The following is a 25,536-nucleotide window of genomic DNA, read 5'->3' on the forward strand; positions in this document are numbered from 1 at the left end:
CTAGGCGGGAAATCTGAATATCTCCATAAAACCTACAAGCTGTTCGGTGGCCGGTAGCGAAGCTAGGATGAGGTCCATTCGGGTCTAGTTGCCGGATGCGCCAGGGTAATGCGCACCACTACCGGATCGGGTGAGTTTCGGCTCTCGCTGCCGGAGGACTGCTCTGTACGGAAAACACTGGGATGTACCTATGAGCCTTGGCGGCCACGAAACAAGAAAAAAGTTCCCTTGCATATTGAAATAACAAATCAAATACAAAATAATGTGCAAATAAAAATTATTCTCGTTTAATTTAAGGTTGCTTCCCTATGCCAAGGAACAGCGCGCTTTCATCCCACTTCCCTCATCGTCGCCCCCTTAGTGTCCTAACCGGTCTGGCTCTGTTGCCCGGCCGTACCCGTATGCCGGAAGGCTTTTTGACGTTCTGACCCATCGCAAAGGACGGCGGAAGAGGAGGAAGGTCGCTCTTCGCCTGCCCATGGATATCGGCCTTCAGCACAGAGTTAAGGATTTATGCGCAAGATGAACAAGGTGTCGCCGGTGCTGGCGATGATGGTGGCGGCCCCGCTGGCGGTGGAAGCCCAGGTGGCGGAGCCCTATGAGCTGGAGACGGTGGTGGTCAGCGCCACCCGCCAGGGGATGGCGGCGAGCGAGCTGGCCCATGCGGTGACGGTGATCGACCGCGAGATGCTGGACACCCAGTTGCAAACCGCCCGCAACCTGGGGGAAGTGCTGGCGAAGACGGTGCCGGGCATGGCGCCGGCCAGCCAGACCCTGACCAACTTCAACCAGACCCTGCGCGGACGCAACCTGCTGGTGCTGATCGACGGCATCCCGCAGAACACCAGCCGCAACGTCAGTCGTGATCTGATGAACATCGATCCCGCCAATATCGAACGCATCGAGGTACTGCGCGGCGGCAGCGCCGTGTATGGCAGCGGTGCCGCCGGTGGTGTGGTCAATATCATCACCCGGCGCAACAAGGACGAAGCGGTGACCAAGCTGGGGATGCAGAGCTCCCTGTCCAGGGTGACGGGTGACGGCCTGGGCTATCGCGGCGAACAGTCCCTGGGCGGCGGCAACGACACTTTCGATTATGGCCTGAACGTCGCCTGGGAGCGTCAGGGGGCGGCGTTCGACGGCAAGGGCTCCCGCATCGCGCCCGAGCCCAGCCAGGGCGACCTGTCGGATACCGACAGCCTCAGCCTGGCCGGCAAGGTCCGCTGGCACCTCGATGCCGGCACCCTGACCCTCTCCGCTAACCATTTCGATGCCGAGCAGGATACCGACTACGCCTCGGATCCGGCGGTCAATGCCGCGGCGCCGGGAGATGTCCGGGCCCGCGCCATCTCCGGGCTGCAACTGGACAAGCAGAACCGCACCCGCAACAGCCTGGTGAACCTGGCCTGGAATGCGGACCATACCCCGCTGGGAGGGGTGGACGCCCAGCTCTACTACCGCGACTACCATGCCCGTTTCACCCCCTACGACGCGCGTCACCTCGCCTCCTGGGGGAATAACCTGGCGCAGACCTACCTGGACAGCGAGACCCTCGGCAGCCGTCTGACCATCAACTCGGCGCTGAGCGACAACACCCTGCTGCGCTGGGGACTGGATCTGAGCCGGGAAAAATCGGAAATGCCGATGACCACCTATGACGGCGCCGCCTTCGACAGAAGCGGCGGACTGGTGTTCGTCGATACGGGAGACAAGGTGTTCATGCCGCAACTGACCCAGCGCACCGTCGGTGCCTTCGCCCAGCTGGAATACGACTTCAGCGAGCGCCTGCGCGGCGAGGCCGGTACCCGCTACGAATATGCCAAGGCCTCCTTCGGCGATTTCACCACCCTGGGCGGCAATGCCATCGAGGGCGGCGACGTCAGCTTCGACGACTTCCTGTTCAATGCCGGCCTGCTGTACAGCCTGACCGACAGCATGGAGCTCTACGGCAACTTCTCCCAGGGCTTCGAATTGCCGGATCTGGGCCTGCAGTTGCGCATTGCTCCCGCCGGCTTCAATGTGAACGACTCCCAGCTCAAACCGGTCAAGAGCAATAACTACGAGCTGGGCTGGCGGGGCGACTGGGGCAATACCCGGGGCAGCCTGGCCCTGTTCTACAGCACCTCGGATCTGGGGCCCGTCGCGACGGAGAATTTTGCGTTCGTCCAACGCCGGGCCAAGGAGCGGATCTACGGGGTGGAAGCGACCCTGGATCACCGGCTCAACGAGCAGTGGCAACTGGGCGGCCTGCTGACCTGGATGGAAGGTGAAAGCTATAACGAGGCGGCGGGCGAGTGGAAGGCGCTCAACGGCTATCGTATTCCGCCGCTGCAGGTGCGGGCCTATGTGGAGTACCGCCCTTATGATCAGTGGTATCACCGGTTACAGGCCAACTACAGCGGCTCCCGGGACGACGCCTTCAAGGATCAGGTGGGGTTCGGCAGCCGCCAGGTCGCCAGCTACACCACCCTGGACTACAGCACCCGCTACGACCTGGGCCGGCACGGCGTCAGCCTGGGGGTGGAAAACCTGCTGAACCGGGACTACTACCAGGTTTATGGCCAGTTGCTGCGGGATAACAATAACACCAGCCATATCCCCGCCAGCGGCGCGACCCTGAAGCTGGGCTACCAGTACCGGTGGTAACACGGATCCTCCTGTCGCTGCTGGTGTTGCTGCACCTGCCGGCCTGGGGTGAAACGACGGCACGGTGCCGCCTGTTGCCCCATGCCATGGGTGAGAGCTGCGTGCCGGAACAGCCCCGGCGGGTGGCGGTGCTGGATACCGGCGAACTGGACATGGCCCTGGCGCTGGGGGTGACGCCCATCGCCGCCACCACCGCCTATCAGGTCGGGCAGTTTCCCGCCTACCTGGCGCTGGAGACGCCGCCGGTGGCGCTGGGTGTGATGCAGGAGCCGGATCTGGAACGCCTGCTGCGACTGCGGCCCGATCTGATCCTGGGCAGCCGGTTGCGCCATGGCCGGCTCTACCCGCTGCTGTCCGGTGTGGCGCCCACCGTGTTCAGCGAGAGCGTCGGCGCCGGTTGGGCGGAGAATTTCCGCCTGTTCGCCCGGGCCCTCGATCGCGAGCCGCAAGCGGAACGGCGGCTCGCGGCCATTGATGCCCGTTGCCGGCGCATCGCCGCCCTCCATGCCCGCAAGGGCTATCCCACCCTGTCGCTGGTACGCTCGATGCAGACCCATGTCCGGCTGTACCTGAGCGATTCCTTCGTCGGCAGCCTGCTGGCGCGTTGCGGGCTGGACAGGCCCGCGTCCCAGGCGGGCGTCGGCTTTGCCCGGCAACTGGCGTCGCCCCGCCATATCGAGGCCCTGGACGGCGATATCATACTGCTGAGCGAATACGCCCCCGAGAAGGGCTCCCTGGTCCGGCGCTGGCAGGATTCCGCCTTCTGGTCGTTGCTCGGCGGGCGGCTCTACGAGGTGGACGACGGCTACTGGATGCTGGGCATAGGCCCGCTGGCGGCGGAAAAGGTGCTGATGGATCTGGAGCGGATTATCGATGACTACCACCCCCGTTAGCCGCCGGCGGCGTTGGCTGCCGCTGGCCGTGTTGCTGCTGCCGTTGGCCTTGCTGCTCGGCGAGGAGGGGCTGGCCGGGCCCGGCTGGCACTGGCTGCTGGGCAAGGAGGCCATGGCCCCGGTCGATTACCTGGTGCTGACCGAACTGCGGCTGCCCCGGCTGCTGGCGGCCCTGCTGATCGGCGCGGCCCTGGGCTCCGCCGGTTGCCTGCTGCAGCGGCTGACCCATAATCCCCTGGCCAGCCCCGGCCTGCTCGGGCTGAACCAGGGCGCGGCCCTGGGACTGGTGTGCCTGCTGATCTCGCCCCTGCCCTTTACCCTGTGGCATGCCGGCCTGGCCGCCCTGGGCGGGGCCACCCTGGCCATGGTGCTGGTGTTCGGCGTGGTCAGGCTGGCCACCGGCCGGCTGGCGGCCGACAGCCTGCTGCTGTTTGGCGCCCTGCTCAGCACCCTGCTCGGCAGCCTGGGGACCATGCTGCTGCTGCTGGATCAGCACGCGCTGGACGTGATCCGTTTCTGGCTGGCGGGCTCCCTGTCGCTGGTGGTGCCGGCCCAGCTTCCTCCCCTGGCCGCCGTGGTCTTTCCCGCCCTGCTGCTGGCGCTGCTGTGCGGCCGGCCGCTGGAGATACTGGAAACCGGAGGCGATACCGCCCGCAGCCTAGGGGTGAATCCCGTGCTGGTGCTGCTGGCGGTGTCGGCCGTGGTGCTGCTGTTGACGGCGGCGGCGGTGGCGGTGAGCGGCCCCATCCTGTTCGTGGGCCTGGTGGTGCCGCACATGGCCCGCTTCTGGCTGGGAGACAGGCTGCACCGGCAACTGCTCGGCAGCATGGCGCTGGGCGCCGGCCTGCTGGCGGCGGCGGATGCCCTGGTGCTGGCCGCCGACGAACAGGACCGGCTGCCGCCGGGCATGGCGCTGGCCCTGCTGGGGGTGCCCTGGTTCCTGTGGCTGGTACGACGGAGGTACCTCGAGCGGTGAAGCGACATCTGAGTCATTACGGTTATCTGTGGCTGCTGCCGCCGGTGCTGGCCTGGTGCCTGCTCAACGGCAGCGTCGACACCCTGTCGCTGCTGCTGGCGCCGGAGCAGCGCGGCCTGACGTTGCAACTGATCGGCGAGCTGCGCCTGCCGCGGGTGCTGACCGCGGCGTTGGTGGGGGCCGGGCTCGGGCTGGCGGGGTTGCTGCTGCAGACCCTGTCCCGCAACCCGCTGGCCGATCCGGGCATCATCGGCATCAACCAGGGGGCGGCGCTGGCGGTGGTGCTGGCGTTGCTGCTGGTGCCTGGCCTTCCCCCCCAGTGGCTGCCGTTGCTCGGGTTGCTGGGCGGCCTGGCCAGCACGGCCCTGCTGTGGTGGCTGAGCCGGGGCACGGCGGCCGTGGCCCTGATCCTGATGGGAATCGGCTTGAGCAGCCTGCTGAGCGCCCTGATCGGTTGCCTGCTGATCCTGGCCGACAGCCAGCAAATCGCCATGGTGATGACCTGGCTGGCGGGCAGCTTCGCCGGCAGCCACGGCGAGCTGGCGCTCACCACCCTGGGCTGGTCGGCGCTGCTGCTGCCCGCCGGCTGGCTGCTGTGCCGGCAACTGTCGCCGCTGCTGCTCGACCCCCTGAGCAGCCGCATGCTGGGCACTCCGGTTGCCCTGCTGGAATGCCTGTGCCTGCTGCTGGCCTGCGCCCTGAGCGCCATGGCGGTGGCGGCGGCCGGCACCCTCGGCTTCGTCGGCCTGCTGGCGCCCCATCTCGCCCGGGCCCTGCATCCGCCCCAGCCCGGCGGGCTGGCGCTGCCGGTGATGGGCTACGGCGCCCTGCTGACCCTGCTGGCCGACTGGCTCGGCCGTGGCCTGTTTGCCCCGGTGCAGTTGCCGGCCGGCCTGATGCTGGCCCTGCTGGGAGTACCGGTGTTTGTGCTGTTGCTGCTCTGGCAGCAACGTTTGCGAGGAAAATAAGAGATGAACGAGGATGCCATCCGGGCCGATGGCCTGAGCGTCGGCTACCGTGGCCTGCCGCTGATCGAGCGGCAGGACGTGGCGATACCGGCGGGGCGCATCACGGTGCTGCTGGGGGCCAACGGCTGCGGCAAGTCGACCCTGCTCAAGACCCTGGCCGGGTTGCAGCCCGCCCGGGAAGGACGCATCCGGATCGGGCGGGAGGAGCTCGCCGCCATTCCGGGGCGCCGGCTGGCCCGCCGGCTGGCGTTTTTGCCCCAGCATCCCGCCGCGCCCGATACCCTGACCGTGGCCGAGCTGGTGATGATGGGGCGCTATCCCTACCGCCGGCCCCTGATGCCGCCGGCCCCGGCGGACCATGGGGCGGTGGCCGAGGCGCTGCGGCAGACGGACATGGCGGCCCTGGCGGGGCGCCGCCTTTCCGCCCTCTCCGGCGGGCAGCGGCAACGGGCCTGGCTGGCCATGGTGCTGGCCCAACAGACCGACATCCTGATGCTGGACGAGCCGACCAGCTACCTGGATCTCAGCCACCAGTACGAGCTGCTCAACCTGCTCCGGCGGCTGAACCGGGAGCAGGGCAAGACCCTGGTGCTGGTGCTGCACGATCTGAACCAGGCCTTCGAGTTCGCCGACCATCTTATCTACATGAAGCAGGGCCGGCTGGTCGCCGAAGGTTCGCCGGCCGAGACCGCCACCCCCGAGCTGGTCGACACCATCTTCGGCCTGCACTGTGACATCCGGCCCCATCCCCAGGCCGGCTGCCCGCTGCTGATCCCCCTGGCGGGGTGCCGCTAGCCCTGTCTCCCGGCGCTCAGCCGGCGCGCCAGCCGCCGCCGAGGGCCTTGAACAGGTTGAGGGCGCCGTCCAGCCGGTTCTGGCGCAGGATGGCCAGCTGCTCTTCGGCGCTGAACAGGGTGCGCTGGGCGTCGAGCAGGGCCAGCAGCTCGTCGGCGCCTTCCCGGTAGCGGGCCTCGACCAGACGCAGGCTTTCCCGGGCTTCGTCGACGATCAACTGCTGCTGGGCTTCCTGGTCCCGGAACAGGGCGGCGTTGCCGAGGGCGTCTTCCACTTCCTTCAGGGCGGTGAGGGCGGCCTTGCGGTAGCCCTCGGCCAGCTCCCGCCGGCGGGATTCGGTCAGCCGTACCTGGGCGCGCAGCCGGCCGCCGTCGAACAGCACCTGGCTGAGCGAGGCGCCCAGGCTCAGGCTGTGGCTGGGATCCGCCAGCGACAGCAGGGCATTGCTTGCCAGGCCGCCGCTGCCGGTGAGCTGCACCGAGGGAAGCAGGGCGGCGCGGGCCGCCGCCAGGTTGGCGTCGGCCGCCAGCAGCGCGGCTTCGGCGCTGGCCAGATCGGGGCGGCGGCTCAGCAGCTCCGACGGCAGGCCGGGGCCGACCGCCGGCACCGCCAGCGCCATCAGCGCGCCGGCGTCGAGTTCGAACGACTGGGGCGCGCGGCCCAGCAGTATGGCCAGGGCCGAGCGGGTCTGTCTGGCCTGTTCCCGCAGTGGCAGCAGGGCCGCCTCCTGGCTCAGCACCAGGGTGCGCTGGCGGCGCAGGTCGCTCAGGGCGGCGGCGCCGTAACGGTACTTGGCGTCCACTATCGCCAGGTTGTCCCGGGCCAGGGCCAGGTTGTGCTCGTTGATGCGGATGCGTTCCCCGGTGGCCAGCCACTGGAACCAGGCGCTGGCCACCGCGGCGGTGAGGGTCAGGCGGGCGCTCTCGTAGTCGTGGCGGCTGGCGTCGAGGCCGGCGTCGGCGGCCAGCCGCCCGGCCCGGTTCTTGCCCCAGAAATCCAGCTCGTAGCCCAGGGCCAGCCCCAGGCTGCTGCGCTCGCCCACTTCGCCCGGATCCGACCAGTTACGGCTGCTGGCGCCGCTGGCGTTGAGGCTGGGAAAGAGCGAGGCGCCGGCGGCGGTGAGCTGGGCCTCAGCCTGGACGATGCGCTCGGCGGCGATGCGCAAATCCGGTGCTTCGGCCAGGGCCTGCTCGACCAGGGTGTCCAGGGTGGGCGAGCCGAAGCCCCGCCACCACTGGCGATCCAGCTCGGCGCTGCCCTCGGCCGGGCTCAGCCAGTGCCCGGCCAGGGGCGGCGCCGGCGGGGCACCGGCCTCGGGCAGGGCGCAGCCGGTCAGGCCCAGCAGCAGCAGCAGGGACAGGGGACGTAAGGGTAAAACGGTCATTGTTACTCCGAAGCCAGGGCGATAACAGGGTCGAGCCGGGCCGCCTTGCGCGCCGGCAGCCAGCCGAACACCAGGCCGGTGGCGAAGGCGCAGCCGAAGGCGAGCAGCACCGGCGACAGGGAGATATGGACGGGGAGCTCGAAGCGGGCCACCAGGGCCGCGGCGCCCAGCCCCAGCAGCACGCCGATGGCACCGCCCAGGGCCGAGACCACCAGCGCCTCGGTGAGAAACTGCTGCAGTATGTGGCGGGTACGGGCGCCGGTGGCCATGCGGATGCCGATCTCCCGGGTGCGCTCGGTCACGCTCACCAGCATGATGTTCATCACCCCGATGCCGCCCACCAGCAGCGAAATGGCGGCGATGGAGCCGAGCAGCCAGGTGAAGGTCCGGGTGGTGGCCGAGACGGTGTCGATGATGGAGGACATGTTGCGGATCTGGAAGTCTTCCACCCCGTGGCGGGCCAGCAGCAGCCGGTGGATCTCGGTTTCGGTGTCGCCGATACGATTCACGTTGTCCACCGCCACCACCAGGTTGCGCAGGAACTGCTGGCCGAACAGCCGCAGGCCGCCGGTGGTGTAGGGCACGAACACCACGTCGTCCTGATCCTGGCCCCAGGGCGAGGCACCCTTGGGCGCCATCACCCCTATCACCTGGAACAGGATGTTGTTGACCATGACGTACTGGCCCAGGGGATCCGTATCCGGGAAGAGGGCGTCCACCACCGACTGGCCCAGCACCGCCACCGTGGCGTAGCTCTGCTCGTCGTCTTCGTTGAAGAAGGTGCCGGCGCTCAGGGCCCACTGGCGGGCGAAGGGGAAGTCGGCGGAGGTGGCGTTGATCTCGGGGCTGTGGTCCAGGTTGCCGACACGCAGGGTAGCGGAGCCGCCGATCTCCGGTACCGCCGCCGCCACGTTGGCCACGTCCTTGATCGCCTCCATGTCCGCCGGCACCAGGGTGGAGGTACCCCGCCGGCCCCACTGGTTGGGGGCCCCGGGGCGCACCACCAGCAGGTTGCTGCCCATGGCGCTGATGCTCTGCACCACCTGCTGCTGGGAGCCGTTGCCGATGGCCAGCATGGTGATCACCGAGGCCACCCCGATGACGATGCCGAGCAGGGTGAGGGCGGCGCGGAACAGGTTGCTGCGCAGGGAGCGAAAGGCGGTGCGCACCGCTTCCAGCAGTTCGGTGGCAAGCGAGCCGGCGGCGCGGGGGCGGGCGGGGGGCGTGCCCTCCCGCCGCCCCTGGGCCGGGCCCGGATCGGCGACGATGCGGCCGTCGCTGATCTCGATGATGCGCTCGGCCTGGGCCGCCACCTTGGGGTCGTGGGTGATCAGTATCACGGTGTGGCCCTGGCGGGCCAGGCCGGTGAGCAGGGCCATCACCTCGGCGCCGCTCTTGCTGTCGAGCGCGCCGGTGGGCTCGTCGGCGAGGATGATGTCGCCGCCGTTCATCAGCGCCCGGGCGATGGACACCCGCTGCTGCTGGCCGCCGGAAAGCTGGCTGGGCCGGTTTTCCAGGCGGTTTTCCAGCCCCAGGGTAGTGAGCAGTTGCTCCGCCCTTTCCCGGCGTTCGGCGCGGGACAGCCCCGAGTAGAGGGCCGGCACCTCGACGTTCTCCCGGGCGCTCAGGCCGCCCAGCAGGTGGTAGCTCTGGAACACGAAGCCGAAGGTGTCCCGGCGAAGCGCCGCCAGCTCGTCGCCGCTCAGGCTGGCCACGTCCCGGCCCAGCAGCCGGTACTCGCCGCCGCTGGGCTGGTCCAGGCAGCCGAGAATATGCATCAGGGTCGACTTGCCCGAGCCGGAGCTGCCCATGATGGCGACGAACTCGCCCCGGTGGATGGCGAGATCGATGCCGTGCAGCACCCGGGTGGCCAGCTCGCCGCTGCCGTACTGCTTGGTGATGCCCTGGAGGGCGATCAGTGGCGTGTTCATCAGAAGCGCATCCTCATGCCGCCGCCGGGGCGACTGTCCGCCGTGGCCGGCGCCACGTTCAGCACCACCTGTTCATTCAGGGCCAGGCCGTCGCGGATCTCGGCCTGGATGCGGTTGTTCACGCCCACTTCCACCCGGCGGATTTCACTGCTGCCCACCGCAGTGAGTACCCGCACCTCGGCCTGGCTGCGGTCGCGCCGGTCCGGAAAGCTCAGCGCCGACATGGGTACCAGCAGCACGTCCTGGGCTTCGGCCAGCACGAAGAACACCTGGGTGGTCATCTGGGACATCAGCCGGCCCTGGGGGTTGTCGATGTCGAACAGGGCGTTGTAGAGCACCACGTTGTTCTCCACCACCGGGGTGGGTTCTATCTTGCGAAGCTGGCTGTACCAGCGCCGGCTGGGCTCGCCCAGGGTGGTGAAATACACCTTCATCCCGGGGCCGAGCTTGCTCACGTCGGCCTCGGACACCCTGGCCTGCACCGTCATGGTGGCCAGGTCGGCGATGCGCATCAGGGTCGGCGCCTGCTGGGTGGCGTTCAGGGTCTGGCCCTGGCGTGCCTCTATGCTCACCACTGTGCCGTCCATGGGGGCGTAGATGCGGGCGTAGTCCAGGTTGGCCTCGTCGGCGCGCAGGCTGGACTCGGTCTGGCTGATCTGGGCCTTGAGCGCCTCTATCTGGGCCTCGGCCGAGCGCAGGCCGGCCTCGGCGGTCTGCAGCGCCTCGCGGGAGGTGGCGTTTTCCGCCATCAGGTTCTGCTGGCGCTGGTACTGGATGCGGGCCAGGGTGAGCTGGGCTTCCCGGTCCTTGAGCTGGGCCTGCTGGTTGCGCAGCTGGGCGCGGCTGGCGTCCACCTGGGCCAGGTAGACGGTGGGGTCTATCTCCGCCAGCAGATCGCCGGCGCGGACCTTGTCGCCCACTTCCACGTGGATCACCTTGAGCTGGCCCGAGACCTGGGCGCCCAGGTCCACGTAGTCGCTGGGCTGGAGCACGCCGGTGGCGGTCACCTGGTCGACCAGTTCGCCCTGCAGCACCGCCACCGTGACCGGGGCCGCGGCGGCGTCGCCGAACAGGCGGTCGGAGAAAACATAGGTGCCGAGGGCGATAACCAGCAGGGCCAGGCCCAGCCAGAGAAAGGTGGTTTTTTTCATCTTGTCTAAATTCCAGGTGAACACCGGTGGTGTTGGACCATGGTGGATGGGTGATGTTCGGCTATTCAACCGCTTAAATGTCACCAGAGTTTGTCAATGTTTCACAAATCCGGTTCTTTGACAAAGTTGACCGTTGAGATGGAAAAATCGGCCCATTGCTCTCCTTTCCCGACAGGCTTTGTCTCGAGCACCATATAGCTTAAAACCTGGGCAGTGACGATTCCTGGTGCGTGGGCTGCCGCCATGGCTTGGGTGTTGCGCCCCACCGGCAAGGTGCACACGCCAGACCGCTTGATTTTTAAACTATGACGGTGCTCTAGGGTTGGAGGAAGTGGGTCGGGTGCCTCACTCGTCGACCAGAACGCCTTCACCCTGGAGCAGGCGCTGCTGCAACGGGCCCTGGCCGGGGACTGATCAGGCCAGGCCCAGCAGGCTGCGGGAGTGGGCCTGGGCGGCCTGGCCGTAGACGCCGGCGATCACCTGGTTTCTAAGTGCCATCTGGCCCTGGGCCCTGTCTGGCGCAAGCGCCGAGGCCGGCGCTTCGCCGCCGGGCTCGGGCGTTGGGCCCGAGGGGTTGTCCTGGCCGGGGGTAGTCCGGGTGGGAGCGGTCGCTTCCAGCAACTCGGCCTGGGCGTTGCGAATATGCTGTTCGGCCCGGGCGGCGGCGGCCTTGTCGGCCTGGGAAGGCTCGGCCGGCGCCAGGGCCGCGGCCTTGACCTGGCGCATCTTGTCGATGGTGGCCTGGGGATCGCCGGGGACGGGGGCGATATCTATCTGCACCTCGCCGCCCACCGCATACTGCTTGCCGTCGGGGCCGGTTTCGAACTCATAGCTGGGTGCGCCGGCATACTGGCCGCCCACGCTGGCGTGCAGCTGTTCGTGAATGCGCACTTCCCGGTCGCGCTGTTGCAGCTCTTGCAGTTGCTCCACTTCCTCGGCGCTCATTGCCTCGCCGGAAGGCTTGGTCGGCCGGGCGGGCTCACCGCTGGCCTCGGTTGCTTCGCCTTCGGTTGCTTCGCCTTCGGTTGCTTCGCCTGCGGCGGCTTCATCCGCCGCCTGCCCGGTGGCGGTGTTGTCCTTGGCATCGGCAGTGTCGCCGGTTTTGCGGCCACGGGCATCGTACAGCTCGATTTCCCCTGGGCTGGCGGCCTGCTCCCGGCGCGGGTCGGAGCCGGCAAAGGCATCGGCCTGTTCGGCGGGCGGGATGCGCTCGCGCTGTTCGTTGTCCTGGCGGGGCTGGCCGGCGGCGGGCGGAGCCGGGGCGAAGGCGGCGTCGTGGAAGGCGGTGCCTATCTGCATGGCTAGACCCGGATGTCGATCAGGGTGCCCAGCACCTCGTCGGCGGTACGGATGCTGTTGGCATTGGCCTGGGCATGAAGCTCGTCCAGCTTAAGTTGAATCAGGCTGTCGGTCACCGGTTGCTGGCTCGCATCCACGAACTGATCCGGATTGACTTCGGGCGCGCTGTCGGACCGGTTGGCGACCTGGTTGAGGTTCTGCCGGCTGATATTGACCGAGGCCTCGGTCACGCCGTCGGCGGCGCGCTGGTAGCCCTGCAAACCGGCGGAAAAGGCGGACTGGATATTCATCGGACCTCGCTTGGGCTTCGTTCGGAGCGTTCAATTATTCATCATAACGGCCGGTGGGGAAAGGCGTAAATGAAAAAGGCCCTCCGCAGAGGGCCAAACAGTAGGGCTTGAACAGGTATCAGAAGCGGATATTGGTGGACAGCCAGAGACGGCGGCCTTCTTCCAGGGTGCCGCTGGTGGCGGCGCCAGACTGGGTGTAGTCGGAGGCCCAGGCCGCGCTGCCGTTGCCGGCGGTGTAGTGGGTGCCGGTGGTGAAGTCCTTGTCGAACAGGTTGTAGATGGTGGCGTTCAGGGTCACGTTGTCGGACGCCTGATAGGAGCCGCCGAAGTGGAACACCTCATAGCCCTTCAGATCGCCGGCCGCGTCGAACAGCTCTTTGTTGGCGGCGGACAGATTCTCATATTTGTTGAGGAAGCGCGCCCGCTTGCTGCGATACTCCCCCTTGAACCACAGGGTCAGCTGCTCGGTGGCATCCCAGCTCAGGTTGGCATTGAGCAGGTGCCTGGGGGTGTTGGTCAGGGGCTCCCCCTGATCGACACCGCTCTTCTGCTCGCTGTCGGTAAAGGTGTAGTTGCCCGCCAGTTTCCAGTCCGGGGCGAAACGCCAGCTGGCGCCCAACTCCAGGCCCTGGGTCAGCGCTTCGTCCACGTTGATGGACTGGGCAAAACTGTCCTGGGTGAAACCGCTGCCAAAATCGACACAGCCCGGCTGGTTGGGATTGCTGGCGGCATGGCAGTTAGGACGGGGATTGCCGGATGCTATCTTGTCCTTGAACTTGTTGTGGAACAGGGTGGCGTTGGCGTTGAAACCGTCCAGGTTGTCGTAGTAGACACCTACCTCGGTATTGGTGGTCACTTCCGGCTGCAGGTCCGGGCTACCGACGGTGATGGTGGCACCCTGGGCGGTCACGCCGTTGATGCCATCATGCAACTGGTTCAGGCTGGGGGTCTTGTAGCCGCGGCTGACACCACCTTTCAGGGTCCAACTGTCGGACGCGGTCCACACCAGGTAGCTGCGGGGGCTGACATGGCCGCCGAAGGCTTCGTGATCTTCGTAACGGGCGCCCAGGGTCAGGGCCAGATCATTGCGCAGCATCCATTCGTCCTCGGCGAACAGGGCCCAGGATTTCTGCTTGAATTTTTCGGTGGCGATGCCGTCTACCACTTCCGCATCCCACCATTGGCCACCCAGGGTGGCGATATGAGCGTCGCCGATGGGCGCCACCAGCTTGGTGTCCAGCACCAGATCGGTGGACTTCAGCTCCCGATCGTTACCGCCGATCAGGGAAGGGTAACCGGTATAGGCCACGCCTAGGGTGCCGGGGATGGTGCGGCCGATGGTCTCGGTGGTGTTGTGGGTCAGGCTGCTGTCCAGGGTGCCGAAGCCCAGGCGGGCGGTGTGGCTCAGGGCTATCTGCTCGCGTTCGAAGCGCAATTCGTCCTTGTAGCCGTTGATCCTGGTGGGGGCGTCCGTGGTGCAGCCGGCGGTGGCGTTGCCGCCGCTCTTGCCGTCCAGGTTGCCCAACTGGCAGTCATCGTTGTTGTACACCTGCCGGCCTTGCTCCACATCGAGGGAGATATCGTGGTTCTCGTTCGGGGTCAGGCTAAGGCGTCCGCCCACCGTGTAGTTGCGTCCTTCCACCGGCGAGACGCCGCGCTTGCTGACCTTTTCATCGTTGTCGAAGGTCAGGTCGGAGGCGCCCCGATCGAACACGCTGCCCCGCACTGCCAGGCCGAGCAGGCCGTCCACCAGGGGACCGCTGGTATAGAAGCTGGCACCGCCGGTATCGCCATAGTCGCGGTTTTGCTGGAAGGTGTGATCCAGGCTGAGCGAGCCGCTCCACTCGTCGGCGACCTTCTTGGTGATGATATTGATCACGCCACCCATGGCATCGGAGCCGTACAGGGTGGACATGGGGCCGCGGATCACCTCGATACGCTCGATGGCGGACATCGGCGGCATAAAGCTGGTGGAGGTTTCGTTGAAGCCGTTGGGGGTGACGTTGCCGGCCGTGTTCTGGCGGCGGCCGTCGATCAGGATCAGGGTGTAGTCGCTGGGCATGCCGCGGATGCTGATGTTAAGCCCGCCGGTCTTGCCGGTGCCCTGGCGGATGTCGATGCCTTCCACTCCGTCCAGGGCCTGCGCCAGGTTGCTGTAGCGTTTCTGCTGCAGCTCTTCCTGCCCGATGACGGTAATGCTGGCCGGCGCGTCCTTGACGTCCTGCTCGAAGCCGGCGGCGCTGACCACTACGGTATCGAATACCTGGGTCTGGGCCTGGGCGGTGGCCACCAGAGCTGCATTCAGCAGCACCATGGAAACGGCGCTGGCAAGGCGGGTGGGCTTGGGCATGGGCATTTCTACACTCCTGTACAAAGATACCGACTGGCGATAAAAATAAACTTACTAATGAGAATTGTTATCAAAAGCGTGGGCATTGTAGGGAAATAGTTCCCGAAGGGTGAGGGAAAAAGGTGGAACAGATTGTTCCATATATTGGAACAGGAGGTTTTTGTCCCCCTTTTCGGTAAGGCTATTTACGACGATTTTTATATTTTTATTTTAAAAATCAGTTTGTTGTTATTAGTTTCAAGATGGCTGTGTCTTATCATGATGACGGTGAATGGACCACTTTGAGGCTAATCCTGCACCCCTAAACAAAGTTGACAATTATTCTCATTGGCAACATCATCCGAGCGTTTTTGGATACCCGAACCTGCACGGAGCGCCATCTTCCCCATGCCCAGCCAGTCGACCCGTTTTTCCCAGGCCCCCCGCTGGGTCCGCCCCCTGCATACCTACAGTTCCATGCTGATGCTGGTGATCATGTTGTTCTTCACCTTCACCGGCCTGACCCTGAACAACCGCCACTGGCTGCCCGAGCCCGAGCCGGAGCGGGAGGCCGAACTGAGCCTGCCCGCGCCCCTGGCCGGCTCCGGGCTGTGGCGGGAGGATCCCCTGTTGGCGGCGAGCCAGGTCTGGCTGTGGCTGCGCGACGAGCGGCAACTGGCCGGCGGCGAGGTGCGCTTCGACTGGTCGGAAGACGAAGGGCTGCTGCTTATCGATATCAAGCGGCCCGGTGGCTACAGCCTGGTGGAAGTGCTGCCGGAAGAAGGCGAGGTGTGGCTGGCCAGCCGCCACTACGGCTGGATGGCGGTGCTCAACGACCTGCACATGGGCCGCTCTAGCGGTGCCGGCTGGCGCTGGTTTATCGACGTCTCGGCCCTGGTGATGCTGCTGTTCACCCTCACCGGCCTGTGGCTGGTGCTGCCCATGCGCCGTCGCCGGGGCCGCATGCTGACCCTGAGCGGCCTGGGCACGGCGCTGATGGCGGCCCTCTACATCTGGTTCCTTTACTGAGTGCGGGAGTGCACATGAAACAGCCATTGCTGGCACTGATGCTGCTGGGGGCCGCGCAGGCCCACGCCCAGCAGGTGGACATTGACCTGAACCTGCCCGAGATCGGCGGTGCCATGTATTACCGCCCCTATGTGGCGGTATGGGTGGAGGACGCCGACGAGCAGCCGGTGAAGACCCTGGCGGTGTGGCGCAAGGAGCCGGACTGGCTCAAGGACATGCGCCGCTGGTGGCGCAAGGCGGGCCGCTACGACCAGGGCGAGCTGGACGGCGTGACCGCGGCCACCCGCAAGCCGGGCCGGTACCGGCTGAGCTGGGACGGCACCGATCAGCAGGGCAGGGCGGTGCCGCCGGGCCAATACCATATCAACGTGGAAGCGGCGCGGGAGCACGGCAGCCGCAGCCTGGCGCGCCAGGCCATCCAGCTGGGCGGCGGGGCCGCCACTCATCACCTCGAGCCGAGCGAAGAGCTGGGCGAGATCACCATTACCCTGGGAGCGCAATAACATGAAAGCATGGACCTCATCCCTGGCCGCCCTGGCCCTGGTGGCGGGCACCGCCTCCGCCCACCCCGTCTGGATGCTGCCGAGCGAATTCAGCCTGTCCACCGAGGAGGCCCACTGGATCACCGTGGACGCCACCGCCTCCCACGGGGTGTTCAGCTTCGACAAGCCCATCGGGCTGGACAACGTCACCCTCTACGGCCCGGCCAACGAGCCCCGCCGCATCGGGCCCTACTTCAAGGGCCAGCGGCGCAGCGTGTTCGACCTGGAGCTGGTGGAGAGCGGCACCTACAAGGTGGAGCTGAGCTCCCCCACGCGCTATTTCACCAGCTATGTGGTGGGCGGCCGGGACACCCAGCGCCGGGTGTTCGGCAACAAGCTGGAAGTCCAGGCCGAGCTGCCCAAGGGCGCACGGGAGGTGACCACCTTCGCCGCCCAGACCATCAGCGCCTTCTACGTCACCAAGCAGGCCCCCAGCGACGGGGTGCTGGCCACCACCGGCAAGGGCTTCGAGCTGGACGCCCTGACCCACCCCGGCGACGTGGTGGTGGGCGAAGAAGCCCGCTTCCGCTTCACCTTCGACGGCGAGCCGGTGGCCGAGCTGGCGGTGGAAGTGGTGCCCCACGGCACCGCCTTCCGCGACTCCCGGATGCAGACCGAACTGGTCAGCGACCAGGACGGGGTGGTGCGCTTCACCCCCGAACTGGCCGGCCCCCACCTGCTCAGCACCAATATGCGCCGGACCATCGACAGCCCGCTGGCGGATCAGGCCGGGGTCAATTACCTGCTGAGTTTCGAAGCCCTGCCCGAATAGGAGAAAGACGATGCTGCGAGCCCTGTTGCTCGGCCTGGGCCTGGGGCTGTCCGCCCCCGCCCTGGCCCATTATCCGGTGATGGACTGCCAGCGGGACGCCGAGGGCGTGGAGTGCCGGGTCGGCTACAGCGACGGCACCCTGGCCGACGGCGCCGAGGTGGTGATGTACAGCTACGACGACGAGGTTATCGCCAGGGCGGTGGCCGACGCCCATTCCCGGGTGCATTTCCCCTGGAGCGAGCAGGAGTTCTACATCCAGTTCGACGCCGGCCATGAGGATCCGGCGGAGTTCGACTATGTCGAGCTCTGAGCCGGGTGCCGAGACGGGGCGCTTCACCCTGGAGCGGGTGCCACCCGACGATGGCCGCCGGGAAAGCCTGTGGGTGGCGCTGGCCATGCTGCTGGTGCTGGCTGCCGGTGCCGCCGGCATCTGGTTGCGGCAGGAGGCGGCCGAGCCACCCGCGGCCCACCTGAGCCTGAACCGGGAGCAGACCCAGTGGCTGACCGAGTTGTCCATCGGGGCGGAGGAAATCCGCTTTATGGCGCCCTCCGGCGGCCCCTGGCCGGAGCCGGCCGCCCTGGCCGCGTTGGCGGTGCCCCCCTTCGACCGGCCCGAATATCGCTGGCAACAGCCGGCGGCGGACTGTTACCAGGCGGTGGACCCTGCCAACCTGGGCGACTTTGCGCTCTGGCTGGCCCCCGAGGGCGGCATTTTCTTCCATGCCGGCGACTCTCATCCGCTGACCGGCTGCCACGAACTGACTTTCTGGACCCGAATGGATAATAAACCATGAACCGATGGCTTCTGCTTTGCGCCGGCCTGCTGGCCACCACGTCCGCCTGGGCCAAGCCCCTGGTGGTGGGCATTACCCTGCACCCCTACTACAGCTACGTCAGCCATATCGTCGGGGACAGAGCCCACATCCAGCCGCTGATCGAAAGCGGCTTCAACCCCCACAGCTACGAGCTGCAACCGGCGGATCTGAAGCGGCTGCTGGAGATGGACGCGCTGGTGCTCAACGGCATCGGCCACGACGAATTCGCGGTGCACGCGCTGGAAGGGCTGGAGCTGCCCCGGCTTACCCTGATCCAGGCCAACCGGGATCTGCCGCTGCTGTCGTCCGGCAAGGGCAGCAACAGCTACAATCCCCATACCTTCGTGTCCATCGACGCCGCCATTCGCCAGCTGTACACCATAGCCCGCGAGCTGGGCCGGCTGGATCCGGACAACGCCGACTACTTCCAGGCCAACGCCCTGGCCTATGGCCGGGAGTTGCGCGCGCTCAAGAACCGCTACCGGGGCCAGTTGCTGGAGCTGGACCTGTCGCGGGTGCGCATCGCCAGCACCCATAACGCCTACGGCTACCTGCTGCAGGAGTTCGGCATCGGCATCGACACGGTAATAGAGCCGGCCCACGGGGTGGAGCCCAACGCCAGCCAGCTGCAGCAGACCATAGACCGCATCAGGGACGCCAACATCCAGGTGCTGTTCACCGAGCTGGACATGGACAACCGCTACGTCCGGCTGATCGAGGAGGCCACCGGCATCCGCATCTACCATTTCTCCCATATGACTTTCGGAGACTACGATGCCGGGCTGGTCTCGCGCGAGATGGAACACAACCTGCAAACCCTGGTGCAGGCGCTGCGCTTCGCGGCGGAGGCATCCTGATGGGGCCGACGCTGGAGCTGGAACGGCTCAGCCTGAGCCTGAACCGGGTGGAAATACTGGCGCCCCTGTCCGCCACCCTGGCGGGGGGAAGGCTGCATGCCATCATAGGCCCCAACGGCGCCGGCAAGTCGTCGCTGATGAAGTGCCTGCTGGGGTTGCGGCCCCACCAGGGCGATATCCACCGGCGCTGGCCGGGGCGGCCCGACAGGCCCGCCTATGTGCCCCAGCAGGCCCAGTTCGAGCCCTCGCTGCCGATCACCATAGAGGAGTTCATGCTCAGCACCCTGAGCCGGCGGCCGCTGTTCGGCTGGGAGCGGCACCGTTGCCGGGCGCGCATCCGGCAACTGCTGGCGCGGGTCGGGCTGGAACACAAGGGCCAGCTGCGCCTGGGCCAGTTGTCGGGCGGTGAACGCCAGCGGCTGCTGTTCGCCCAGGCGCTGGAGCGGGACTCGTCGCTCTGGTTTCTGGACGAGCCCATGACCGGGCTGGATCAGGAAGGCCAGATGCTGATCAACCGGGAAATAGCACGGCTCAAGGCGCGGGGCTGCACCCTGCTGGTGATCCATCACGACATGGAATGGGTGCGTCGCTACGCCGATGAAGTCTGGCTGATCGACGGCGGCCTGCGGGCCCATGGCCGGCCCGAGCAGCTGTTGCCCGCCGACGGGCCCCGCCCGCTGGAGGCCTGCGCCTGATGGAAAGCCTGCGTCAAAGCATTTTTGCCCTGTACGAGGCGGGAATATTGCCGCCCATGTTCCAGTACGCCTTTCTCACCAACGCCCTGGTGGCGGCGCTGCTGATGGGGCCGCTGCTCGGCGCCCTGGGGCCGCTGGTGGTGGTCAAGCGGCTGGCGTTTTTCTCCGAGGCGGTGGGCCACGGCGCCCTGACCGGGGTGGCCATCGGCATCCTGCTGGGCGAGCCCGCCACCCAGCCGCTGGTGGCCCTGTTCAGTTTCTGCATCCTGTTCGCGCTGCTGCTGCACTGGGTGAAAAGCCGCACCCAGGTCCCCTACGATGCCCTGGTGGGGGTCTTCCTGTCCTTCGCCATCGCCCTGGGCGCGGCGCTGCTGCTCTATGTGGCGAAGAAGGTCAACGTGCATATCCTGGAAAACGTGCTGTTCGGCTCCATCCTCACGGTCAAGGACGGCGACATCCTGGTGCTGGCGCTGATCGCCGCCCTGGCCCTGGTGCTGCTGGCCCGGGGCGCCAACCGGGCGCTGCTGGCCAGCCTGTCGCCGGAGCTGGCCCAGACCCGGGGTATTCCGGTGCGGCTGTACGACTACCTCTTTATCCTGCTGATCGCCCTGGTCACCGTGGCCTCGGTCAAGGTGGTGGGCGCCATTCTGGTGGGGGCGCTGCTGCTGATCCCGGCCACCGCCGCCCGGCTGGTGAGCCGCAACGGCCGCCAGTTCTTCTGGCTGTCGGTGCTGTTTTCCACCCTCAGTTGCTGGCTCGGCATCCTGTTGCCCATGGCCGGCGCCCTGCCCATTCCTTCCGGGGCCGCTATCGTCATTATCGCCTCGTTCGGCTTCGTGCTGGCGCTGGGCGTCCGTCGCTGGAGATCCATCGAATGAAACTGCGCTGCTGCTTGTGCCTGCTGCTGTTGTTGTTGCCGCTCGGCGCCCGGGCCGCCGCCGTGGCCAGTGCCGTGCCGGTGCTGCACGCCCTGAACCGGTCGCTGCTCGAGGGCACCGGGCTCGAGGCCCGCTACCTGCCCCCGGCCCGGCTGCCGGTCAACCGCATCGGCGGCTGGCTGGGCAAGGCGGATGCCGGCCAGTTGGCCCCGGCCGAGGCGCTGCTGACCATTGAGTCGGTATGGCCCGGCCTGGAGCTGTATCCCTTGCTGCGCCAGCTCGATATCCGGGTGGTGCCCATCGACGTGGCCAGCGAAATCGCCCCGGGCGGGGCCCGGGTGACCCAGCGGCCCGGACTGGCTTCTCCCGACTATTTCTGGCTCGACTTCGCCAACCTGACCCTGATGGCCAATGTGGCGGCCCGGGATCTGGCGCGGCTCTGGCCCGAACAGGCGGGGCAGATTGAAGCCAATCGCCTGGTGCTGCAACGGCATATCCAGCAGCAGGCGATGCGGCTGGACGAACTGCTGCTGAGCCACGACATCGGCTCGGTGGCCTTGATGGACGAGCGGCTGACCCCCCTGGCCCAGGCCATGGCCCTGCCCCTGGTGGCGCCCGAGTCGGCGGATTTGCTGCTGGCCGCCGGCAAGGCCGAGGCCGGCACGGCGACGGTATGGGAGCTGGACCCGCTGGCCCGGCCCCAGCGGCGGGATTTGAGCGGCTGGCTGACCGGCCAGCTGGACGCCCTGGAGCGGGTGCTGGCGCCCTGAGCAAGGTACCCGAGCACATGGCCAACGCCAGTCCGGACACCGGCTGTTTCCGCGATTGATATAGCGGCGCCATTACTTCCCATACAAATGAGAATGTTTCAAAAAACCATTTTCCTATCCTGTTAAAATTCTTGCCCGAATAGCGTAGGATAAGGCCAATTCGTCTGTTCCATAATTCGGAACAGGCGCACGGATGCTTGAATCCACCCATTGCACGCGGCCATCACGACGGGATGACGACGATAAGGCGTGCTTAACGTTCATGGTTTGCTGATGCACGATTTACTGGAACTGGAAGGTTTTACCACCGTCATGGCCTGCGGCAGCCTGACCGAGGCGGCCCGCCAGCTGGACATGCCCAAGTCCACCCTGAGCCGGCGCCTGAGCCAGCTGGAGGAGCGGCTGGGCCAGCCCCTGCTCAACCGCCAGGGCAACCGGCTGCAGGCCACCGAAGCCGGGCTGCTGTTCGAGCAGTACAGCCGGCAGATACTGCGCCTGGCCGAGCAGAGCCGGCAGGCAATGGACGACCTGCGCGAGGAAGTGAGCGGAGAATTGGTGGTGCGGGTGCACAGCAGCTGTTGCCGGAGCTGGTTTCCCCGGGCGCTGGAAAGCTTTCTCGCCGACTATCCGGGCATGCGTATCTCACTGCATACCGAAACCCGGCCGCCGCGTCCGGGGGAGGGCCAGGGGGAGATTTGGCTGTGGGTGGGCAAGGATCCGGAATGCGGCCTGCGCCATGAGGTGCTGAGCTACTGGCCTTGCGGCCTCTACGCCAGCCCGGGCTATATCGCCGCCCGGGGCCGGCCGAACCACCCCCGCGAGCTGCCGGCCCATGCCTGGGTGGACTGGCTGGGCGAGGCGGGTGACGGACTGTTGCTGCGGCATGAGTCCGAGGGTGAATACGGGTTTCAGCCCCCGCCTTCCCGCCTGATGGTAGACAACCTGGTGCTGCAGATGGACGCCATTACCCGGGGCCAGGGCATCGGCATACTGCCGGTGCAGTTCGCCGAGGGCTATATGGCGGCCCATCCGGGCAACCTGGAGCGCTGCCTGCCCGAGTGGCGGCTGCCGTCACGGCCGGTGGGGCTGTTGTATTCCTTCGGCCGCCAGCCGCGCAAGGTAACGGCGCTGCTGGCCCATATCCGCAAGTCGATGCCGGACACCTGGCGCTACCAGGAAGAGCAGGGCTGCTAGCAGCACAGCCGCTGGCGTTCGGGCCTGTTGCCCATGTGCGCCAGCCGGGCACGGGCCGGGGCTATATAGTCTTGGTAGTGGCCGAAGGTGTGCTGCAGTATGGCCAGGGCGCCCGCGTCCAGCGCCGGCGACAGCCGGTAGTAGACCCACTGGCCCTCGCGCCGGTCGGCCAGTAGGCCGTGCTGGCGCAGCAGCGCCAGGTGACGGGAGATCTTGGGCTGGCTCTCGTCCAGGGCGTGGGTCATTTCACAGACACACATTTCCTGCTCGGCCATGATCATCAGCACCAGCTGCAGTCGGGTATCGTCCGACAGGGCCTTGAACAGGCTGAGGGGGAGGCGATCGGCTACCACAGGGGCTTCTCCTGGCGATCCTGCACCAGTACCAGCAGCTTGATGCGCTCGTAGATTTCGTGCACCACCTTGGTGGCCTCGGGCTGGGAGCAGCAGGAGGCGTCTTCGAAGTGCCAGGCCATGAAACGGGCCGACGGCACCGCCTGGGCGGCGGCCTCGGCCTGTTCGCACAGGCTGATCACGATATCGAAATACTGGTCGGCAACCCTATCCAGCCCTTTGCTATGGAGCCCTTCGGTGTTGACGCCAAGCCGGTGCAGGGCGGCCAGCGCATTGGGCTCTATATCGGAAGGCTGGAGGCCTGCGCTCGTTACCTCGTAGCGATCGGCCGCAAGGTGTTTGAGCAGGGCCTCGGCGATAGGAGAGCAGACGGCATTGCTGTGGCAGACAAAAAGCACACGAGTCATGACGGAATCTGGGTCCTGAATGATGGCAACATCATATATTTGGACTTTCGTATGTCAACGCCGGTTTCATTCTATTGTCATCTGGCTGGGCTATGGCCGGATTTTTTTATGCTCAAACGTTTGCGCATTTTCTGTACCGGTGAGCCGGGCGCGGCTTTTTGCTAGACTCCGCCGACCGTTGTTTTGAGGTAAAGACAAATGAAGTTTCCCGGCCAGCGCAAGCACAAGCATTTCTTTCCGGTGGAGGCCCGCGACCCGCGCCTGAGCGAACTGCTGCCCCAGAACAAGCCGGTGTCCGGCCATATCTGCGGCATCGACCAGGTGCTGGTGGACATCGAGGCCCAGGTGGACGACGCCTTCCTGGCTCGCCACGGCCTTTCCAGGGGACACTCCATGCTGCTGGCGGCGGACAAGGCCGAGGGCATCTACCGGGAACTGCTCGATCGGGAACTGATCGTCTCGGAATTCGCCGGCGGCACCATCGGCAACACCCTGCACAACTACTCGGTGCTGGCCGACGACAGGTCCGTGCTGTTCGGGGTGATGAGCGAGAACATCCGGGTGGGCAGTTCGCCCTACCGCTACCTGTGCACCTCCTCCTCCCGGGTGGATCTGAACTATCTGCAGCCGGTGGCCGGCTCCATCGGCCAGTGCATCACCCTGATAAGCCCGGACGGCGAGCGCAGCTTCGCCATCAACAAGGGCATGATGGACTGGCTGACGCCCGCCTACCTCGACAAGACCCAGATCCAGACCGCCTCGGCGCTGGTGTTGACCGCCTACCTGATGCGCTGCGAACAGCACGAGCCCATGCAACAGAGCGCCCTGCGGGCGGCCGAGTGGGCGCGGGAAGCGGGAGTGCCGGTGGTGCTGACCATGGGCACCCGCTTTATCGTGGAAGACCGCAAGGACTGGTGGCAGCAGTTCATCCGCGACCATGTCACCCTGGTGGCGATGAACGAAGACGAGGCCCTGGCCCTGACCGGCATGGCCGACCCGCTGCTGGCCTGCGAGCAGGTGCTGGAATGGGCCGACCTGGTGTTGTGCACCGCCGGCCCGGCCGGCCTTTACCTGGCCGGTTACGTGGATGACGAGCACAAGCGGGAAACCAGCCGGCCGTTGCTGCCCGGCGCCATTCCCGAGTTCAACCGCCATGAGTACTCCCGCCCCATGCGCAAGGCCGACTGCACGGCGCCGCTGAAGATCTACACCCATATCTCGCCCTACATGGGCGGCCCCGAGCGCATCAAGAACACCAACGGCGCCGGCGACGCGGCCCTGGCCGCCCTGCTGCACGACCTGGCCGCCAACGACCACCACCGCCACAACGTGCCCGGCAGCGCCAAGCACCGGGCCCGGCACCTGACCTACTCTTCCCTGTCCCAGGTGAGCAAGTACGCCAACCGGGTGAGCTTCGAGGTGCTGGTGCAGCACTCGGCCCGGCTGTCCCGCGGCCTGCCGGAGCGGGAAGACTCGCTGGAAGAAGCCTACTGGGCCCGGTGAAGGGCCGGCCCGGCTTGTTGCCGGGCCGGGTTATCTGTTACAAGTGAAGGGCGCGTACCGGCATTAAGGCAACAAGATGGATTTTCCCGCACGAGTAAAGCAGCAGAGCTGCATGGATTGCCTGAGCGGCCAGTCGCTGGGGTTTGACATCAGGATGGCGTTCCAGCCCATCATCGACTGGCAGCGGCAGGAGGTATTCGCCTACGAGGCCCTGGTGCGCGGCCCGGAGGACCAGGGCGCCGGCTGGGTGTTCGAGCGCGTCACCGACGACAACAAGTACTATTTCGACCAGTCCTGCCGGGTCAAGGCGATAGAAACCGCCAGCCGCCTGGGCTGCGACAAGCTGCTCAGCATCAACTTCCTGCCCAACGCGGTGTACAACCCGGAAACCTGCATCCGCGCCACCATAGAGGCGGCCAGCCTGTTCGGCTTTGATCTGCGCAAGATCATCTTCGAGGTGACCGAAGGCGAACAGATCCTGAGCCAGGACAAGCTCAGGCGCATTTTCGAATCCTACGCCCGCCACGGCTTTTTGACCGCCATCGACGACTTCGGCGCCGGCTTTGCCGGGCTGGACTGGCTGCACGGCCTCAAGCCCGCCATCCTCAAGCTCGATATGAGCCTGATCCGCGACATCCACCGGGATCCCGCCAGGCAGCAACGGCTGGCCGAGGTGCAGCGGATCTGCCACGAACTGGGCACCCTCATCCTGGCCGAAGGCATCGAAGTGGAGGAAGAGCGGGACTTTCTGGTTAACGCCGGAGTGCGCTACCTGCAGGGCTACCTGTTCGCCCGCCCGACCCTGGAGCACCTGGCCGGCCGGGACGAGATCAACGGCTGGCGCTAGGGTCCGTTTCAACGGACCATCCCGCCACCGCCACCGCCACCGCCACCGCCACCGCCACCGCCACCGCCACCGCCGCCGCCACCGGCGCCGTGGTTTGGTCCGATGTAGATACTCTGTTTAAAATCAAGATTTCATGTGCTCTTCACTGAACAGCAAAGCGGAATCGAACGCCGTTTCAGTCTGCATGCAGGCCCATAGTCCGGTGAGGTATT

The 25,536-nt window shown here is 66.5% G+C and carries 26 protein-coding genes; 17 read left to right on the forward strand and 9 right to left on the reverse strand.

Annotated features, from left to right (window positions below):
- Window positions 1-522 precede the first annotated feature (522 nt).
- From JKV55_RS09085 to JKV55_RS09105, 5 genes are read left to right on the forward strand one after another with little or no spacing between them, the layout of a single operon-like run.
- Window positions 523-2,646, forward strand: coding sequence for a TonB-dependent receptor (locus tag JKV55_RS09085; protein WP_237332777.1), 2,124 nt, complete (start codon window positions 523-525; stop codon window positions 2,644-2,646).
- The gene (locus tag JKV55_RS09090) at window positions 2,640-3,539 is read left to right on the forward strand and encodes an ABC transporter substrate-binding protein (protein WP_202084420.1); all 900 of its coding nucleotides are present in this window, start codon (window positions 2,640-2,642) and stop codon (window positions 3,537-3,539) included. Before JKV55_RS09085 ends, JKV55_RS09090 begins: the two co-directional genes overlap by 7 nt.
- A complete protein-coding gene (locus tag JKV55_RS09095; protein WP_202084422.1) occupies window positions 3,520-4,515 on the forward strand; it encodes a FecCD family ABC transporter permease in 996 nt (331 codons plus the stop codon). The genes JKV55_RS09090 and JKV55_RS09095 overlap by 20 nt, the downstream gene beginning before the upstream one ends.
- The gene (locus JKV55_RS09100) at window positions 4,512-5,483 is read left to right on the forward strand and encodes a FecCD family ABC transporter permease (RefSeq protein WP_202084424.1); all 972 of its coding nucleotides are present in this window, start codon (window positions 4,512-4,514) and stop codon (window positions 5,481-5,483) included. The genes JKV55_RS09095 and JKV55_RS09100 overlap by 4 nt, the downstream gene beginning before the upstream one ends.
- Before the next feature lie 3 nt (window positions 5,484-5,486).
- The gene (locus JKV55_RS09105) at window positions 5,487-6,278 is read left to right on the forward strand and encodes an ABC transporter ATP-binding protein (protein WP_202084426.1); all 792 of its coding nucleotides are present in this window, start codon (window positions 5,487-5,489) and stop codon (window positions 6,276-6,278) included.
- A gap of 16 nt (window positions 6,279-6,294) precedes the next feature.
- On the opposite strand, the gene JKV55_RS09110 is transcribed toward JKV55_RS09105, so the two are convergent.
- From JKV55_RS09110 to JKV55_RS09135, 6 genes are all read right to left on the reverse strand, one after another.
- On the reverse strand, window positions 6,295-7,662 hold the full coding sequence (locus tag JKV55_RS09110; protein ID WP_202084428.1) for an efflux transporter outer membrane subunit: 1,368 nt from the start codon (window positions 7,660-7,662) through the stop codon (window positions 6,295-6,297).
- Window positions 7,663-7,664: 2 nt separating this feature from the next.
- Window positions 7,665-9,593, reverse strand: a complete 1,929-nt coding sequence (locus JKV55_RS09115; protein ID WP_202084430.1) for a MacB family efflux pump subunit — start codon at window positions 9,591-9,593, stop codon at window positions 7,665-7,667.
- Window positions 9,593-10,744, reverse strand: coding sequence for an efflux RND transporter periplasmic adaptor subunit (locus JKV55_RS09120; protein ID WP_202084432.1), 1,152 nt, complete (start codon window positions 10,742-10,744; stop codon window positions 9,593-9,595). Before JKV55_RS09120 ends, JKV55_RS09115 begins: the two co-directional genes overlap by 1 nt.
- Before the next feature lie 414 nt (window positions 10,745-11,158).
- Window positions 11,159-12,043 (reverse strand): putative metalloprotease CJM1_0395 family protein, encoded by an 885-nt coding sequence (locus JKV55_RS09125; RefSeq protein WP_202084434.1) that lies wholly within the window; start codon window positions 12,041-12,043, stop codon window positions 11,159-11,161.
- 2 nt (window positions 12,044-12,045) lie between these two features.
- Window positions 12,046-12,333: a flagellar biosynthesis protein FlgE gene (locus JKV55_RS09130; RefSeq protein ID WP_202084436.1), complete on the reverse strand. Its 288-nt coding sequence runs from the start codon at window positions 12,331-12,333 to the stop codon at window positions 12,046-12,048.
- 118 nt (window positions 12,334-12,451) lie between these two features.
- Window positions 12,452-14,689: a TonB-dependent receptor domain-containing protein gene (locus JKV55_RS09135; protein ID WP_202084438.1), complete on the reverse strand. Its 2,238-nt coding sequence runs from the start codon at window positions 14,687-14,689 to the stop codon at window positions 12,452-12,454.
- 381 nt (window positions 14,690-15,070) lie between these two features.
- Between JKV55_RS09135 and JKV55_RS09140 the strand changes: the two genes are divergently transcribed.
- The 10 genes from JKV55_RS09140 to JKV55_RS09185 all read left to right on the forward strand — a co-directional run bounded on the left by JKV55_RS09140 (window position 15,071) and on the right by JKV55_RS09185 (window position 22,214).
- Window positions 15,071-15,691 carry a PepSY-associated TM helix domain-containing protein gene (locus JKV55_RS09140; RefSeq protein WP_202084439.1) on the forward strand — a complete coding sequence of 207 codons (621 nt, stop codon included), beginning with the start codon at window positions 15,071-15,073 and terminating at the stop codon, window positions 15,689-15,691.
- A gap of 14 nt (window positions 15,692-15,705) precedes the next feature.
- A complete protein-coding gene (locus tag JKV55_RS09145) occupies window positions 15,706-16,194 on the forward strand; it encodes a DUF2271 domain-containing protein (RefSeq protein WP_202084441.1) in 489 nt (162 codons plus the stop codon).
- Window position 16,195: 1 nt separating this feature from the next.
- The gene (locus tag JKV55_RS09150) at window positions 16,196-17,005 is read left to right on the forward strand and encodes a DUF4198 domain-containing protein (protein ID WP_202084443.1); all 810 of its coding nucleotides are present in this window, start codon (window positions 16,196-16,198) and stop codon (window positions 17,003-17,005) included.
- 10 nt (window positions 17,006-17,015) lie between these two features.
- Window positions 17,016-17,315: a hypothetical protein gene (locus JKV55_RS09155; RefSeq protein WP_202084445.1), complete on the forward strand. Its 300-nt coding sequence runs from the start codon at window positions 17,016-17,018 to the stop codon at window positions 17,313-17,315.
- Complete coding sequence (locus JKV55_RS09160; RefSeq protein ID WP_202084448.1) at window positions 17,302-17,799, forward strand: DUF6162 family protein; 498 nt, start codon at window positions 17,302-17,304, stop codon at window positions 17,797-17,799. Before JKV55_RS09155 ends, JKV55_RS09160 begins: the two co-directional genes overlap by 14 nt.
- Window positions 17,796-18,677 carry a metal ABC transporter solute-binding protein, Zn/Mn family gene (locus JKV55_RS09165; protein ID WP_202084457.1) on the forward strand — a complete coding sequence of 294 codons (882 nt, stop codon included), beginning with the start codon at window positions 17,796-17,798 and terminating at the stop codon, window positions 18,675-18,677. Before JKV55_RS09160 ends, JKV55_RS09165 begins: the two co-directional genes overlap by 4 nt.
- Window positions 18,677-19,372, forward strand: coding sequence for a metal ABC transporter ATP-binding protein (locus tag JKV55_RS09170; RefSeq protein WP_202084466.1), 696 nt, complete (start codon window positions 18,677-18,679; stop codon window positions 19,370-19,372). The genes JKV55_RS09165 and JKV55_RS09170 overlap by 1 nt, the downstream gene beginning before the upstream one ends.
- The gene (locus JKV55_RS09175) at window positions 19,372-20,250 is read left to right on the forward strand and encodes a metal ABC transporter permease (protein ID WP_202084468.1); all 879 of its coding nucleotides are present in this window, start codon (window positions 19,372-19,374) and stop codon (window positions 20,248-20,250) included. The genes JKV55_RS09170 and JKV55_RS09175 overlap by 1 nt, the downstream gene beginning before the upstream one ends.
- On the forward strand, window positions 20,247-21,020 hold the full coding sequence (locus JKV55_RS09180) for a hypothetical protein (protein WP_202084469.1): 774 nt from the start codon (window positions 20,247-20,249) through the stop codon (window positions 21,018-21,020). The genes JKV55_RS09175 and JKV55_RS09180 overlap by 4 nt, the downstream gene beginning before the upstream one ends.
- Window positions 21,021-21,293: 273 nt before the next feature.
- Window positions 21,294-22,214 carry a LysR family transcriptional regulator gene (locus JKV55_RS09185; protein ID WP_202084471.1) on the forward strand — a complete coding sequence of 307 codons (921 nt, stop codon included), beginning with the start codon at window positions 21,294-21,296 and terminating at the stop codon, window positions 22,212-22,214.
- Here the strand turns inward: JKV55_RS09185 and JKV55_RS09190 are convergent.
- Together JKV55_RS09190 and JKV55_RS09195 are read right to left on the reverse strand one after the other, a co-directional pair.
- The gene (locus JKV55_RS09190) at window positions 22,211-22,567 is read right to left on the reverse strand and encodes a metalloregulator ArsR/SmtB family transcription factor (RefSeq protein WP_202084472.1); all 357 of its coding nucleotides are present in this window, start codon (window positions 22,565-22,567) and stop codon (window positions 22,211-22,213) included. The genes JKV55_RS09185 and JKV55_RS09190 overlap by 4 nt on opposite strands.
- On the reverse strand, window positions 22,561-22,974 hold the full coding sequence (locus tag JKV55_RS09195) for an arsenate reductase/protein-tyrosine-phosphatase family protein (RefSeq protein WP_202084474.1): 414 nt from the start codon (window positions 22,972-22,974) through the stop codon (window positions 22,561-22,563). Before JKV55_RS09195 ends, JKV55_RS09190 begins: the two co-directional genes overlap by 7 nt.
- A gap of 198 nt (window positions 22,975-23,172) precedes the next feature.
- On the opposite strand from JKV55_RS09195, the gene JKV55_RS09200 reads away from it, so the two are divergent.
- Entirely contained in the window at window positions 23,173-24,477 is a 1,305-nt protein-coding gene (locus JKV55_RS09200; protein WP_202084476.1) for an inosine/guanosine kinase, read from the forward strand.
- Between the two features lie 76 nt (window positions 24,478-24,553).
- Complete coding sequence (locus JKV55_RS09205; protein ID WP_237332778.1) at window positions 24,554-25,324, forward strand: EAL domain-containing protein; 771 nt, start codon at window positions 24,554-24,556, stop codon at window positions 25,322-25,324.
- Here the strand turns inward: JKV55_RS09205 and JKV55_RS09210 are convergent.
- Complete coding sequence (locus JKV55_RS09210; protein ID WP_202084478.1) at window positions 25,308-25,451, reverse strand: hypothetical protein; 144 nt, start codon at window positions 25,449-25,451, stop codon at window positions 25,308-25,310. The two genes, JKV55_RS09205 and JKV55_RS09210, sit on opposite strands and share 17 nt — an antisense overlap.
- Window positions 25,452-25,536: the final 85 nt, after the last annotated feature.

The sequence above is a fragment of the Zobellella iuensis genome, assembly GCF_016746085.1.
In the GTDB taxonomy this organism is placed as follows: Bacteria; Pseudomonadota; Gammaproteobacteria; order Enterobacterales; family Aeromonadaceae; genus Oceanimonas; species Oceanimonas iuensis.